Genomic DNA, 13,571 nt, shown 5'->3' on the forward strand with positions numbered 1-13,571 from the left:
CCTGCCTTGGTCAGTGTCCCCGGCTTCCTCCCCCGTGGGTTGCCGCTGGCTCCGGGCTTGAACTGTGTCATGGGCGTTTTTCCTCTGCTATTTCCTGCAAAGAACAGGGATCGGGGCGCCGGCCAGTGGTCGGGGTGCACTGCTCTATCGGGTCCGGCTTGGGCCGCCCATAGAAGGCGACCATGAACGCAACCTCTGCGGCGGTCTGGGTCTTGGCTGGCTTGCGGCGGGCGGTATAGCGGGTGGGTCGCTTCATCGCGTGCCCTCCCGGACCACGGCACAGAAGGCAGGCAATGACAGGTCCGCGGTGTACTCGATACCGGGCGCCCGGGTCAGGTCGGGCCGCAGCTCAACCAGCGGCAGGACGAACCGCCAAGCGCCACGGTCAGCGCGATAGGCCAAGGCAGGGACCAGCCCAACACGGGCCGCCTGACTCTCTGCCTGACCCCACCACGCCCGCACACTGCCCGGGGGTGTCGCTGCATGGCGCTTGACCTCCAGGGCGTAGCGGGCCAATGAAGCGGCAACAGGGCCGGTCTCGTCGTCGGTCACTATCAGGTCATGGCCTCCCCGCCTGGACTGGTCCAGATTGCGGACCAGCTTCACCCCCAACTCGTCAAAGATCAGGGCGGCCAGCTCTCTTTCTGCCGTGGCGCCTTTGGTTCGTTGCATCTTGCTCATTGCGCCACATCCCGGACCACAGGGGGCCGCGGGGTGGGTGCGCCCTTGGGTCTGGTCAGGCACCACGGGCAAGCGATCAGGCCGGCCGGTGCGCCCTGCCACAACCAGACAGGGCCGCAAGTCGCGCACTCGCTGGCTTGGGTGTAGTGACTCGGAACCTCCCCGCGGTCACGTTGGGCCTTGGTGCGCAGCAAGCCGGCCAGCGCAGCAAGGGCGGCGGGCCGGTCCCGGACCTCTGGCCAATCCTCCCCGGCGGCGGCCTCCAGGTCCGACAAGCTGAACCCGCGCCAGTTGGGGGCGGTGCTCGTGCTGCGCTCGGCATTGTCGTTTTGCGGGGTATCACAGGTATCAGGGGTGCAGCCCAACAACGGCGCGGCTTTGGGCTGATACCTCTCGGGGTTGCAGCGGGTATCAGGGGTATCAGCCGCCCGGCTTTCGAGCGTCGTCAGCAGTGCATCAAGCCCCATGGTCGCCTCCCAAGGCATCGGCCTTGACGTGGTACAGCTTCATGCCGCGTCCCGCGATGCGCTTGAATTGCGCGCGCTTGCCGTCCGACCCCGGTGCAGGCAAGACCCCGGCCGCCTGCAACACATCAAGCGCCCGGCCGAAGTCGAACCCCTTAAGGGTCTCGCGCATCCCTTCACCCGTGAACAGGTAGACCCGGCCGTCGTTGTCGGTCCACCATCCCGCCCGGTCCCGCACTACCGCCCCGTCCCCGCTGGCGTCGGCATCGGAGAAACGCGCGTCCCCGTGCCGCTCGATGAACCCCGCCACACGCTCAAGAATCTGGCGCCGCTCGGTGTTGCCCTTCCCGCGTGCGGCCTGCCAGGACACAAAGCCAACGGCCGCCGCGCGGATCGCTTCACCCTCTGGCCAGCCGGTTACCTGGTACTCGGTGGCGAGCTCGCCAGCCATGGCCAGCAGAGCGAAGCGCCCGGCCGCCCGCTTGTCCTGCCCTTCGCCGTCGTCCGCGGCAAAGTCCGGCAGCGCCTTGAACCGCTCCAGTAGGGCGCAAAAGTCGCGCTTGTCCCGAGTCAGGCGCTCAAGGAAAGCTTGCCCCGCGTGCCCGTGGTGGGTTGCTGCCGTCCGCTTGATGGCGTCTGACAGGGCCGCGCCGCTCGCCAATCCTTGAAGGTCATCCCATGCGCCGAAGGTCCGCGCCGCGGGAATGTCCAGCAGCCGCACGCCTTGCCCCGCCTTGGCCCTGAACCCGCCCTCTTGCATCGTGGTCGCGATGGTCCGCTCACCAGAGGAAACGATGAAGCAACGCCAGCGGGTGACGCCCCGGGCCGCACCCGTTCGGCTCGCCCGTTGCTTGCCGCGCCCGTTTCCCAGGGCATAGACGATGCCGCCGACCTCCCGCGGGTCGCACTCGCTGATTTCATCCAGGGCCAGCAGGCAATCATTGAACAGGGCCGCCGCGCCTTCCATGCCGTTGGCGGTCGCGCGCCAGCTTCGCCGGTACCCAGGGCCGCCCCACGTTGCACAAGCGCCCTCAAGAATGGCGGTCTTGCCTATGCTCGAATCGCCATGCCAATGAATGCCGCCGCTTTCGGCGTTGCAAAGCGACAGCAACGGCCCGACGAACGAACCCGAGACGGCCATGGTCAGAACCGGATTACCCACGGCACGCGCCGCGATACCCTCTCGCCAGCCGTCCAGCGTCCCGCCCTTGGTGTGTTCGTCGTGGCCACGCTCACCAGACTGGAAGATAACGCCCGAAGCATCGGGGCCAATGACCACGCTCGGCAGGACGAACGAACCGCCGCACCATCCCACTTGCAGGGCGCAACGCATCCGCCGCTTGGGGGGCCGGTCTTGCAGGTAGGTCGCCAGCAGGTTACGGGCCTTGGTGCTGGGATCAATCTCAACCCCCATGGCCAGCAGTTCGGCCCGAATCTCGTTGCCCATGCCTGAAAGCAACTCCATCGGCATAGCCCACTCGCGCCAGCGGTTCAGGGTGTTCTTGAAGCGCAGCAGCCGGCCGAAGTTGTTGTCTTGCCCGTCGAAGGTCACGGCGGCCAGGTGGAGCGGTGAACAAATCCAAGCCTTGGTGTCGTTGCCGTCACTGTCGGTGCCGAAGTGCCAGACGCCCGGCCGATACCTCTCCCCGCCGTGCTCCAGCCAGTCATCAAAGACCCGCCAGCAAGGGCGGTCGGGCGGCTCGGGAATCGGGCTCTTGGGGGTGTCTGATACCCCTGATACCTCTTGATACCCGTCCGGGGTATCACTGAAACCCGCGCCGTTGCTGGCTTGCACCCCTGATACCTCTGATACCTCAGTTTCGGCATAAGGTGCGGGCTCTTGGTCCTGCGGGGCTTCCAGTTGCACCCTCACGGCCTCTATACCCTCCAGCATGGTAAGGTCGTTCCAGTCTCGCCCGTCTGGCCTGCTCCCGTCCGCGAACACCGGGAACACCACGGGGGCGCCGACTGATCGGGCCGCCGCTTCGGCATGGGTGCGCCCTGGGTTGCCCTCTCGGTGAGTGTCATCGTCACCGGCCACGATCAGCACGGCGGCGGGGTATGCTCCCCTCAGGACCTTGACCACATGGGGCAGGTTGCCGCAGTTGAATGCACAGGCGGTGGGCGCCTCCTTGGCTTCGTGGACGCTGGCCCCGGTCGCGTAGCCTTCGCAGAGGTACAGCCGGCCGCCGGGGGTGGGCTCGCCAATCAGGTGGAAGTGACCCGTTGCCGCGGTGCCCTTGGTGAATCGCTTGTCACCATCGGGGGCGATCCGTTGCAGCCCGTGAAGCGTCCCCTCTGCGTCCCGAACCGGGATCAGCAAGGTATCGCCGGACACCTTGACCCCGTGGGCGCCGACTCCCTTTCGGACCAGGTAAGGATGCGTCTCGGCACCGTCCGCGGTCGCGGCTTCCCAGTCGGTTGCAGCCTTGGTGCGGGCTTGGGCCTGCTCACGGGTGCGCCGGGCTTTGGCGTCGCGGGTCTTGGCCTCGATTTGGGCGCGGACCTCTGCAACCTCGTCGGCAGCCAGCCGGGCGCCTTCGTGGTCTTTCCAGCTTGACCATGTGAAGGTCGCCGTATCGACTCCCCCGGCCTCTCTCGCGTCCCCGGCCGATACCTGAAAATAGGGCTTCCCGGTAGGTCCGGTACCGGTGTTGGCCTTGTACCAAAAGTGGTCAAGGGCCGCTTGCTGGGGCCGCTTGAAACCCTCGTCGGGCTCCAGTTGGTCAAACGGAAACCCTGCGGCGCGCATGGCACTCAGGGCCGCGCTTTGCAGGTCAGCATGGGTTGGGGTGGTAGTCATCGCGCACCCTCCTTGATGGCGGCCTGGGCCGCGAACTGGCGCCGGAGCTCACGGACCAGCAGCGTCCCGGCGGTAGCGGATGGCTGGACGCCAGCACGCTGAGCGATGGCACATAGACAGGCGTGCTCGCCTTGGGTCAGGTAGACCTCGACCCGGGCGACGAAGGGACCGTCTGCGGGGTCAGGTAGGGGTGCGTCGGTGGGGCGCTTTGGGGTAAAATGGCCTTGCTGATTATTGCCTTGCCCTTTGGAAGCCGCGGACTCGCCCCCCGCGGCTTTCGTCTGTCTGGGGTCAGGATTTTGAGCGAGTTCGCCCGTCCCGCCGGTCGCGCCGGGGGTCCGATTGTAGGTTTCCATGATTCACCCCTTGCTCGGGATGGGCGCGGGGCGGGTGCCGGTGGCGAGGTTGGCAATCCAACTCGCCACGTCGGACGCACGCCAGGCAACGGAGCGGGCGCCTACCTGAACGGGGGCCGGAAATTGCCCCGCCTTGATGCGGCGATAGAGCGCGCTGCGACTTTGCCGGGTGTCGGCGAGGACTTCTTTGATGGGCAGAAGGGAATCCGCGCGGGGCGGGGTAGAGATATTGTTTGCCATGTGGCACAACCTCAGATTGAGGGGCGCCGGATGCGGATTTCAGACGGACGGGGGCAAAACCCACGGATGCGGGGCTTGTCAAGTTGTCCCATAACGTCCTAAACTGCAGTGTCGCAGCGTTCATCAACCACATTCAGCCGCACCGGCTCGATTATCAATATCCGGTTGCGCACAGGCCGTTACCAAAGGCAAGTACGAAAATCCGGGCTCTTGCTCGGTGAGAGATTCAAGGCCCCTTGGGATTTGGCGATCCCTTGGGGCTTTCTCTTGTCCGCACGGTCGAAATGGTCGGACATGGGGGGTACGTTGCTCGTGCGGGCACCGAATGCACACAATACCCGCAGCAACCCATGGAGTGCAAGGGGCGGCTGCACAGTATCTAGTGGTCCCGCCGCGTCCCAAGCCCCATATCTGCCCTTCTGGCGAGTTATCCGCAAGGATGCTACCCCCCTCCCTTTACTCCGTTACGCTACCGTGTCAGCCTCACGCGGCCACCTTGCGCAGTTGCACCACGTTCGCGGACGTGTCCCCACCCAGAATTCCATCAAGCGCAGCGTCGTAAGCCAAGAGGGCTTGGCGCTTCTCAGGTAGCCATGCAGCGGGATCGTTGGCGTAGTGCTTGCCGACGAGTCCGCCCGTCTCGTGTCCGTGCCCTTGCAGGATGTTCATAAGGCGGGTCTGTACCCCGCGCTTCATCGCCGCTTGCTTGGCGGTTCTGCGCAGGTCGCGTGCTGTGAACTCGCGGACGCTCGAATACTTTGCGCGAAACCTGTTGATGCCGTTCTTGAGCGTCGCCAAGTCGAGCGGGGCCTTGCCGTCTGCGCTGAATGGCCAGTCGAACGCGCCAGAAATGGGCCTGACCGCTTCCAGCAAGGCAAAGGCTCGGTCGCTCAACGGGACCAGGTGAACGCGCTCCTCGCCCCGACCCTTGCGGTCTAGAATCTTCACGGTGCGTTGCTCAAGGTCGTAGTCGCCCCAGGTCGCGCGCAGCAGTTGTGCGGGTCGCTGGCCTCCCGTCGCAACCATCATCCGCAGGAAGCTCGCGAGCATGGTCCCGACGCTCGGGGTGTCCCCGATACCGAGATAGAAGGCGCGCAACTCGTCGGCGTCTAACGCTCGCGTGCCTGGTTGCTCTGCCGATCCTTGGCGGGGTACCACGGCAACCGGGTTGGTCGTCACCCCGAACGCCTTAGACCCTTGGCGCGCGACATCGTATTCAGCCTTGGCGCCATACTGAAAAGCCGCGTGCAGGAACGCGCGAGTCCGGTTGTGCAGCGGGCCGGCTCCACGGTCCCAGATGGGTTGCAAGATCGCCTTTATCTCGGCGGGGCCAATGTCGGCTACCCGCATGTTGGCGATGCCCGGGTGTGCCCCGCTAACCTCACGCTCGAAGATTCGCGCCACCTCCCCAGCGGACGCTTTGCCTTGACGCTCCAGGTCGGCGGTGTAGTCCCCCAGCATTTCCGCCAGCGTCCCCTTGCGCGCTTCGGCCTCCAGTGCGCGGCGCTCAACCGCTTCTGCCTCGCGCTTCCGTGCGGCCTCCAGTTCCAGCCAACCCTTAAGGTCGGGGTGCTCGCGCAAGAGCTTAGATAGATCCCTCGCGCGGTCGCGGGCCGCCACCTGGCCTGTGTCTGAGTCGAGGACTCCAATCGGGATCAGCGGGCGCGTGTCGGCGTAGGTGTAGCGGAACCAGACATGCACGTTACCGCCCTTGCCCTGGTACAAGAGCGACCCTTCGCCCCGGCCGCCGATCTTCTCCGACAGCTTGCCGCCCGACTTCGCGAGTGCCTTAACTTTCGTGTACGCCAACATAGCCAACCCCCGAGTAGTCCCATAACCAAGCGAAAAAGTTGGTCCCCGTTTTGGTCCCCGTTTCTCGCTGGCTTTCTTGGGACGATAATAGACTATCTGGGACATACTGACAAGCCTACGCTCCACTATATCAGTCCCTTACGAATACCCCTATCGTCCATTGGTGTGCTGTAGTGTCCCGTAACGTCCCTGTTCGGACTCATTCGTAATCAGTAGGTCGGCGGTTCGAATCCGCCCATCGGCTCCAATAAATCAAGGGCTTGGCAGAAATGCCAGGCCTTTTTTTTGCGGGCGTACCCAGGGGACGCTGACGGGTAACGCCAAGCGGCTTGGCGGCGGTCCGGCCTTGAGCCTAAGGCCTCCGGTTTCCGGCCGCCCCATGATCCGGTCGCCGGGCCTCGATCGTGACTCCGGCCGACGGCCTCGGGGCCCACAGCGCCCAACGCCAGCGCGACACCGCCGCCGCGGTGTCACGCGAGGCTGGATGGCCGGATAGTGATCAAGGCCCCGCCGGCTATGGCCGGGGCGGGAGCGGGGGCGGCACGGCAGGGGTCGGTGCCGTGGTCCGCGGTTTGGACGGCATGGCGGGGGGCGCCGCAGCCGGGGCCGGCGGTGTTGGGGCCGCTGAGGATGTGCCTAACCGGCCGCAGGAGACTTCCACCCACCGATCCTTGGACTGCGGTGCGGACTCGATGCGCAGTTGATAGTGGGTGGCCGCGGCCTTGTTGCGGGCGACGATCTTATAGGTCTGGCCGGGCACCAGACGAATCTCTCCCGGGTTTTTCAGTTGTTTGGTCGAGATGCTGGCCGGGCAATCACGCTCCGCGATCAGGCTGCCCGCGAAGGGCTCCGCCGCGAGGCTCAGCGGCCAGAGGCATATCAATAGGGGAATCAACGGGCGAGACAGGTGGTTCATGGGGTGATTCTCGGTGTTGGCCCCTGATGGATGGGGCGGGTGGGGCGGGCTGATGTCCGCTCTCAAGCTAGCCACATTTAGCTATGCCTGGAGCGACACTGTCGGGTCGATTGCTGTAAAATACAATATCTGGGGTTTAAAAATCAGTCAGTTGGCGGTTCGAATCTCCCATCGGTTTGAATAAAACAACGGCTTAGACTGGCGAGGTCTAGGTCGTTTTCGTTTGCGCAACGGACTTGCTTAGTCATTGCGGCGACGGGTCTTCGCGGCAGCCTGTCGCGGTCGGGCGAGGGGCGCGCCTACGCCGTCGGAGTGGCCCGCGGCCGCGACGCCGACGATCAAGCGCCGGTGTCGTTGCCCCGGGTCCGGGCCGTCTTGGAAGCCATGCGATATAAAACAGTAGGATAGAAATAACATGCTGCTGATGATCGACAACTACGACTCCTTCACCTACAACCTGGTCCAGTACCTGGGTGAGTTGGGGGCGGAGGTGCGGGTGGTGCGCAACGATGAACTGACCGTCGCCGAGGTCGCGGCACTCAACGCCGAGCGCATCGTGATTTCCCCCGGTCCCTGCACCCCCAATGAGGCGGGCATCTCGGTCGCGCTGATCCGCGAGATGGCCGGGCGGGTGCCGATCCTCGGGGTCTGCCTGGGGCACCAGTCCATCGGCGCGGCCTTCGGCGGGCACATCGTCAAGGCGCGCCAGGTCATGCACGGCAAGACCTCGCCGATCCATCACTCGGATCAGGGTGTGTTCAGTGGACTCGCCAACCCCTTCGAGGCGACCCGCTATCACTCGCTCGTGATCGAGCGCGACAGCCTCCCGGACTGCCTGGAGGTGACCGCCTGGACCGCGACCGCGGACGGCGAGGTTGACGAGATCATGGGTGTGCGCCATCGCGAACTGCCGATTCAGGGGGTCCAGTTTCACCCCGAGTCGATCCTGACGCAGCACGGGCACGACCTGCTCAAGAATTTCATCCAAGGGCGCTAAGTTACATGGATATCAAGGCAGCCATCACCTCCTGCGTGGAGGGCAAAGACCTGAACCTGGAGCAGATGACGGCGGTCATGCGCACCATCATGACCGGCGGGGCCACGGCGGCCCAGATTGCCGGCTTTCTGGTGGCCCTGCGCCTGAAGGGCGAGTCGGTCGCGGAGATCGCGGCGGCGGCGGGGGTCATGCGTGAGCTGGCGGCGGGGGTCGACATCAATGGGCTCGACTACCCGGTGGACATCGTCGGCACCGGCGGGGATGCCAGCGGTACCTTCAATGTCTCCACGACCGCGATGTTCGTCGCCGCCGCGGCCGGTTGCCATGTCGCCAAGCACGGCAACCGTTCGGTGTCGAGCAAGTCGGGCGCGGCGGACGTGCTGGAGGCGGCGGGGGTGCGGCTCGAACTCACCCCGTCGCAGGTCGAGCGCTGCGTGCGCGAGGTGGGGGTCGGGTTCATGTTCGCCCCGGGCCACCACGGCGCCATGAAGCACACCAGCGTGCCCCGGCGTGAACTGGGGATCAGGACGATTTTCAATGTATTAGGCCCGCTCACCAATCCCGCCGGGGTGCCCAACCAGTTGCTCGGGGCCTTCAGCGAATCGCTGCTCCAACCGCTGGCGGAAGTCCTCAAGCGCCTGGGCAGTCGCCACGTATTGGTGGTCCACTCCCGCGACGGCCTGGACGAGATCAGCATCGGGGCCGAGACCGAGGTGGCCGAACTCAAGGACGGTGCGATCCGCCGCTATACCATCAGCCCGGAAGGATTCGGCCTGGCCCGCGTCGGGCTCGATGCCATCCGGGTGTCGGACCCGGCCAGCAGTCTCGCGATGTTACGCGGTGTGCTCGCCAACCAGCCGGGCGCGGCGCGCGACATCGTCCAGCTGAACGCCGGCGCCGCCATCTATGCCGCTGGCCGGGCCGATAGCCTGACGGACGGGATGCACCGCGCGGATGAGGCGATTGCCAGCGGGGAGGCGCAGCGTCGCTTCGAGCGCCTGGTGGCCCTGTCCCGAGAGCTGGTCTGAGTCTCCGCCCATGAGCCGACCCAAAGCCCCCGTCGAGCGCGACTGCCGCCCCTGTACCGCCTGTTGCGACGGCTGGGTGCGGATTACCGTCGCTGGTCATGAGGCGCGTCCGACCAGTCCCTGCCCGCACAGTACCGGGGCGGGTTGCGACGACTACCCCAATCGTCCGCTCGACCCCTGCGTGCAATTCATCTGCGGCTGGCGTCTTGGGGGCAGCCCATTGCCGGACTGGATGAAACCCAATGAGGCGCGGGTCATCGTCCTGTTCGGCCGCACCCAGTGGAACGGGCTGCCGGTCGATCTGGCGGTGCCGGTGGGGCTCAAGGTCCCGCCCCGCGCGCTGGACTGGCTCAAGTCATTCGCCCGGCAACACGGCCGGCCGCTCCTTTATACCGAACAGGTGCGCGATGCGGGCCGGTTCACCGGGGAACAGACGGTTTACGGGTTCGGTCCCCCGGCCTTTCAGGAGCAGGCGGGGCAGTGGAACGCGGATGGGGTGGATTGGTGAGCGCGAACGACCGGCGCCGCCGTGCGGCCCGCGATGCCTTGGCTTAAGAGAATCATGCACACGTCAGACACCCCCGATATCCTGAAGAAGATCTGTCACCGCAAGGTGGAGGAGGTCGCGGCCCGGGCCGAGCGACTGCCGCTCGCGCAGTTGTCCGCCCGGCTGGCAGATGCACCCGCACCCCGGGGCTTTGCCGACGCCTTGTTTGCCCGGGTCGAGGCCGGCCAACCGGCGGTGATCGCCGAGATCAAACGCGCCAGTCCGAGCAAGGGTGTGCTGCGGGCCGACTTCCGCCCGGCCGAACTGGCGGTGAGCTATGCGCAGGGCGGTGCGGCCTGTCTCTCGGTCTTGACCGACGTCGACTTTTTCCAGGGCTGCGATGCGTATCTTAAGGACGCCCGTGCCGCCTGCACCCTGCCGGTGATCCGCAAGGATTTCATCATCGATCCTTATCAGGTCCTTGAGGCGCGGCTCTTGGGCGCCGACTGCATCCTGCTGATCGCCGCCTGTCTGGACGATGCGCGCCTGCGGGATCTGAGCGCCCTGGCTCAGGGGCTCGGCATGGACGTGCTGGTGGAGGTCCACGACGCCGCCGAGTTGGCGCGCGCGCTGGCGGTGCCAGGGCGTCTGATCGGCATCAATAACCGCAACCTGCGCACCTTCGAGGTGAGCCTTCAGACCACCCTGGGGCTGCTGGGCTCGGTCCCGGCCGACCGGCTGCTGGTCACCGAGAGCGGTATCCTGGGGGTTGAGGACGTGGTCCTGATGCGCCGCCACGGCGTCCATGCCTTCCTGGTGGGCGAGGCCTTCATGCGCGCGCCCGACCCGGGGGCCGAATTGGCCCGGCTCTTCTTCTGATGGAAGCCTTTCTCATCGCCACCGGCGTGGTCGCGCTCGCCGAAATCGGCGACAAGACCCAATTGCTCGCATTCATCCTCGCCGCTCAATTCCGCAAACCGATACCCATCATCCTGGGCATCCTGATCGCCACGCTGGCCAACCATGCCCTGGCGGCGGCGGCCGGTGCCTCCATTGCGGCCGTGATCGATCCACAGATTCTGCGCTGGGTGCTCGGTCTCTCATTCATTGCGATGGCGGCCTGGATACTGGTCCCGGACAGCTGCGACGAGGATGACGCCAAGTTGGCCCGCTTCGGCGTCTTCGGCACCACCCTGATCGCCTTCTTTCTCGCCGAGATGGGCGACAAGACCCAGGTCGCGACCGTCGCCCTGGCGGCTCAGTACCAATCGATCGTGGCGGTCGTGGCGGGCACCACGCTCGGGATGCTGATCGCTAATGTGCCGGCCGTGCTCCTGGGCGAGCGCATCGCGCAGCGGCTGCCGGTGCGCCTGGTCCACCGCATTGCCGCTGCGATCTTCGCCATCCTGGGGTTGGTCACACTGCTGGGTGCTGGCGCGGTCTGGGGTTTCTGATGCGGGACGGCGCGGCGGCGCGGCCTGGGGGCCGCTCCTGCGCGTAGGAGCGGCCCCCAGGCCGCGACAGACTCAAAAGGGGATGTCGTCGTCGAATGGCATGCCGCCGCCCTGATCGGCGGGCGCCGATGGCGGCGGGGCTGACTGGCGAGCGCCGCCAGTCGGGGCCTGGGCCGGGGCGCGGGGCGCATCGTCATAGGGCACTGAAGAGCCGCCGCCGGGACGGCTGTCGAGCATTTGCATGACGCCGCCGACGCTCACTACCACCTCGGTGGTATAGCGATCATTGTTCTCCTTGTCCTGCCACTTCCTGGTGCGCAATTGGCCTTCCACATAGATCTTTGAGCCCTTGTGGACGTATTGCTTGACGATCTCCGCGACCTTGCCGAAGAACACCACGTTGTGCCACTCGGTGCGCTCTTGCGTCTCGCCGGTGTTCTTGTCCCGCCAGGACTCGCTGGTGGCGATACGCACGTTGGCCACCGCGTCACCACTCTGCATATAGCGGACTTCCGGGTCAGCCCCGAGATTGCCAATCAGAATGACTTTATTGATTGTTCCTTTCGACACGATGCGTACCTCTGGTTAGTCTGAATTACCCCGGCGGGGGTGCGCTAAATACAAGGAAGCCACCGGCCGCCCAGCGGCGATCTTTGCCTCCCGGTACCTACTCGACGGCGCCGCCGAGTCCTCAGGGCCTAGCGGACAATATGGCCAATCTTGCCGAATCCAGTTCCCGACTGTCCACCTTCAGATAGGCCAGCCCCTCTTCCGGCACCACCACCGCGTCGCGTACACCGCGCACCGCCAGCAGGCGTTGCTCCAGCCCCAGGACATCGCCCGCGCCGATCGGGCCGAGCGGCAGCAACTGGTTGGTCAACCGCTCCGGGGTGGTCATGGTGCCGGCCACCAGCAGCCAGGCCAGGGCGCAGAACGCGGCGAACAGAAACACCGCGGGGGCGCCCAGGTACTGGTTCACCAGACCCCCAGTCATGCCGCCTAAGAAGGCGCCGATGAACTGGGAGGTGGAGTAGACCCCCATGGCGGTGCCCTTGGCCCCGGCCCGGGCGATCTTGGAGATCATGGAGGGGAGCAGGGCCTCCAGCAGATTGACTGCGGTGAAGAAGACCGTGAGCAGGATCACTAGCGGCACCAGCTGGGTCGACCAGAAGGCGAACCCCACCGTCGTGAGCCCGACGGTGGCGATCGCCCCCATGAAGACCTGTTTGATGCGCCCGCGCCCCTCTGCGACGATGACGAAAGGCACCATCGCGATCAGACCGATCAGCAGCACCGGCAGATAGACCTCCCAATGATCGGCGGCGGGGATGCCCGCCTGCACGATCGCGTGGGGGATGACCAGGAACATGCCGGTCATCATCAGGTGCAGTGAGAAGATGCCGAAGTTCAGCCGCAGCAGCTGCCCGTCGCGCAGTACGCCGCCGAGCTGGCTCGCGACCGGCTCCGCGTCCCGATGCACGGCGCGCCGCTTGGGGTTCGGCACCACCAGCCACAGCACCAGGATGCCGGCAAACGCGAGCAGGGCGGTGAGCCAGAAGACCCCCGACAGACCCCACACCTGGGCGATGGCCGGGCCGATGATGAAGGCTAGGCCGAAGGCGATGCCGATACTGGCGCCGACCCCGGCCATGGCGCGGGTGCGCACCTCGTCGCGCGTGAGATCGGCGGCCAGGGCCGTGACCGCGGCGGACACCGCCCCGGCGCCCTGGATCACCCGCCCCAGGATCACGCCGTCGATGGTGGTCGCCAGCGCGGCCATCACGCTCCCCACCACGAAGACCGCGAGCCCGCCATAGATCACCGGCTTACGCCCGATCCGGTCGGACAGCATGCCGAACGGGATCTGGAGGATCGCCTGGGTGAGTCCGTAGGCACCGATGGCGAGCCCGATCAGGAGCGGCGTCGCCCCCTTGAGTCCCACCGCGTAGAGTGCGAACACCGGCAGGATCAGGAACAACCCCAGCATGCGCAGGCCATAAATGCCGGCCAAGCCCACCGCGGCGCGGCGTTCGTCGGGGGTCAGGGGGATGGGGGTGGGTTTGGCAGGGTTCACGGCACAGGTGCTTTAGGGCTTGGGCGACGGCAAAAGCCGGATGATACCAGCTTCGGTCCTCAAGGTGCCGGATAGGCCAGCTTGCCCGGCAATTCCAAATTTGCGCCGTCATCCCGCGCAGCTGACCGACACGGCCATGCCGGCACCCCCGTAGGAGCGGCCCCCGGCCGCGACGAGGCACGCGGGATGGCCCGGGTTTCACGCCCGGCCCATCGCGGCCGGGGGGCCGCTCCTACGACCGCGAGCGGGCGTGCAGGGC

15 protein-coding genes are annotated in these 13,571 nt (G+C 66.1%); 5 read left to right on the plus strand and 10 right to left on the minus strand.

Translation table 11 applies throughout. The features are described 5' to 3' along the window. Positions 1-67: 67 nt before the first annotated feature. From QZY44_RS32585 to QZY44_RS32620, 8 genes are all read right to left on the minus strand, one after another. A complete protein-coding gene (locus tag QZY44_RS32585) occupies positions 68-256 on the minus strand; it encodes a hypothetical protein (RefSeq protein WP_295457501.1) in 189 nt (62 codons plus the stop codon). Next, on the minus strand, positions 253-672 hold the full coding sequence (locus QZY44_RS32590) for a restriction endonuclease (RefSeq protein ID WP_295457504.1): 420 nt from the start codon (positions 670-672) through the stop codon (positions 253-255). The genes QZY44_RS32585 and QZY44_RS32590 overlap by 4 nt, the downstream gene beginning before the upstream one ends. 5 nt (positions 673-677) lie before the next feature. Continuing rightward, positions 678-1,148, minus strand: a complete 471-nt coding sequence (locus QZY44_RS32595) for a hypothetical protein (protein WP_295457506.1) — start codon at positions 1,146-1,148, stop codon at positions 678-680. Beyond that, complete coding sequence (locus tag QZY44_RS32600; protein ID WP_295457510.1) at positions 1,138-3,948, minus strand: DUF927 domain-containing protein; 2,811 nt, start codon at positions 3,946-3,948, stop codon at positions 1,138-1,140. Before QZY44_RS32600 ends, QZY44_RS32595 begins: the two co-directional genes overlap by 11 nt. Further along, entirely contained in the window at positions 3,945-4,304 is a 360-nt protein-coding gene (locus tag QZY44_RS32605) for a hypothetical protein (RefSeq protein WP_295457513.1), read from the minus strand. The genes QZY44_RS32600 and QZY44_RS32605 overlap by 4 nt, the downstream gene beginning before the upstream one ends. A 3-nt stretch (positions 4,305-4,307) precedes the next feature. Beyond that, a complete protein-coding gene (locus QZY44_RS32610) occupies positions 4,308-4,544 on the minus strand; it encodes an AlpA family phage regulatory protein (protein WP_295457515.1) in 237 nt (78 codons plus the stop codon). A gap of 483 nt (positions 4,545-5,027) precedes the next feature. Beyond that, positions 5,028-6,356, minus strand: coding sequence for a tyrosine-type recombinase/integrase (locus QZY44_RS32615; RefSeq protein WP_295457518.1), 1,329 nt, complete (start codon positions 6,354-6,356; stop codon positions 5,028-5,030). Positions 6,357-6,870: 514 nt separating this feature from the next. Continuing rightward, positions 6,871-7,272, minus strand: coding sequence for a hypothetical protein (locus QZY44_RS32620; protein WP_295457521.1), 402 nt, complete (start codon positions 7,270-7,272; stop codon positions 6,871-6,873). A 415-nt stretch (positions 7,273-7,687) separates the two neighbouring features. Between QZY44_RS32620 and QZY44_RS32625 the strand changes: the two genes are divergently transcribed. The 5 genes from QZY44_RS32625 to QZY44_RS32645 are packed head-to-tail and all read left to right on the plus strand — an operon-like array spanning position 7,688 to position 11,238. Continuing rightward, the gene (locus tag QZY44_RS32625; RefSeq protein ID WP_295457524.1) at positions 7,688-8,269 is read left to right on the plus strand and encodes an aminodeoxychorismate/anthranilate synthase component II; all 582 of its coding nucleotides are present in this window, start codon (positions 7,688-7,690) and stop codon (positions 8,267-8,269) included. Between the two features lie 5 nt (positions 8,270-8,274). Further along, complete coding sequence (trpD, locus tag QZY44_RS32630) at positions 8,275-9,297, plus strand: anthranilate phosphoribosyltransferase (RefSeq protein ID WP_295457528.1); 1,023 nt, start codon at positions 8,275-8,277, stop codon at positions 9,295-9,297. A 10-nt stretch (positions 9,298-9,307) separates the two neighbouring features. Then, entirely contained in the window at positions 9,308-9,805 is a 498-nt protein-coding gene (locus tag QZY44_RS32635) for a hypothetical protein (protein WP_295457531.1), read from the plus strand. Between the two features lie 54 nt (positions 9,806-9,859). After that, positions 9,860-10,663 carry an indole-3-glycerol phosphate synthase TrpC gene (trpC, locus tag QZY44_RS32640; protein WP_295457534.1) on the plus strand — a complete coding sequence of 268 codons (804 nt, stop codon included), beginning with the start codon at positions 9,860-9,862 and terminating at the stop codon, positions 10,661-10,663. Further along, positions 10,663-11,238: a TMEM165/GDT1 family protein gene (locus QZY44_RS32645; RefSeq protein ID WP_295457537.1), complete on the plus strand. Its 576-nt coding sequence runs from the start codon at positions 10,663-10,665 to the stop codon at positions 11,236-11,238. Before trpC ends, QZY44_RS32645 begins: the two co-directional genes overlap by 1 nt. A gap of 72 nt (positions 11,239-11,310) precedes the next feature. Here the strand turns inward: QZY44_RS32645 and ssb are convergent, their stop codons facing one another. Continuing rightward, a complete protein-coding gene (gene ssb, locus QZY44_RS32650) occupies positions 11,311-11,808 on the minus strand; it encodes a single-stranded DNA-binding protein (RefSeq protein ID WP_295457541.1) in 498 nt (165 codons plus the stop codon). 121 nt (positions 11,809-11,929) lie between these two features. Beyond that, positions 11,930-13,312, minus strand: a complete 1,383-nt coding sequence (locus QZY44_RS32655; RefSeq protein ID WP_295457544.1) for an MFS transporter — start codon at positions 13,310-13,312, stop codon at positions 11,930-11,932. Positions 13,313-13,571 lie beyond the last annotated feature (259 nt).

Source organism: uncultured Thiodictyon sp. (genome assembly GCA_903837595.1).
Taxonomy (GTDB): domain Bacteria; phylum Pseudomonadota; class Gammaproteobacteria; order Chromatiales; family Chromatiaceae; genus Thiodictyon.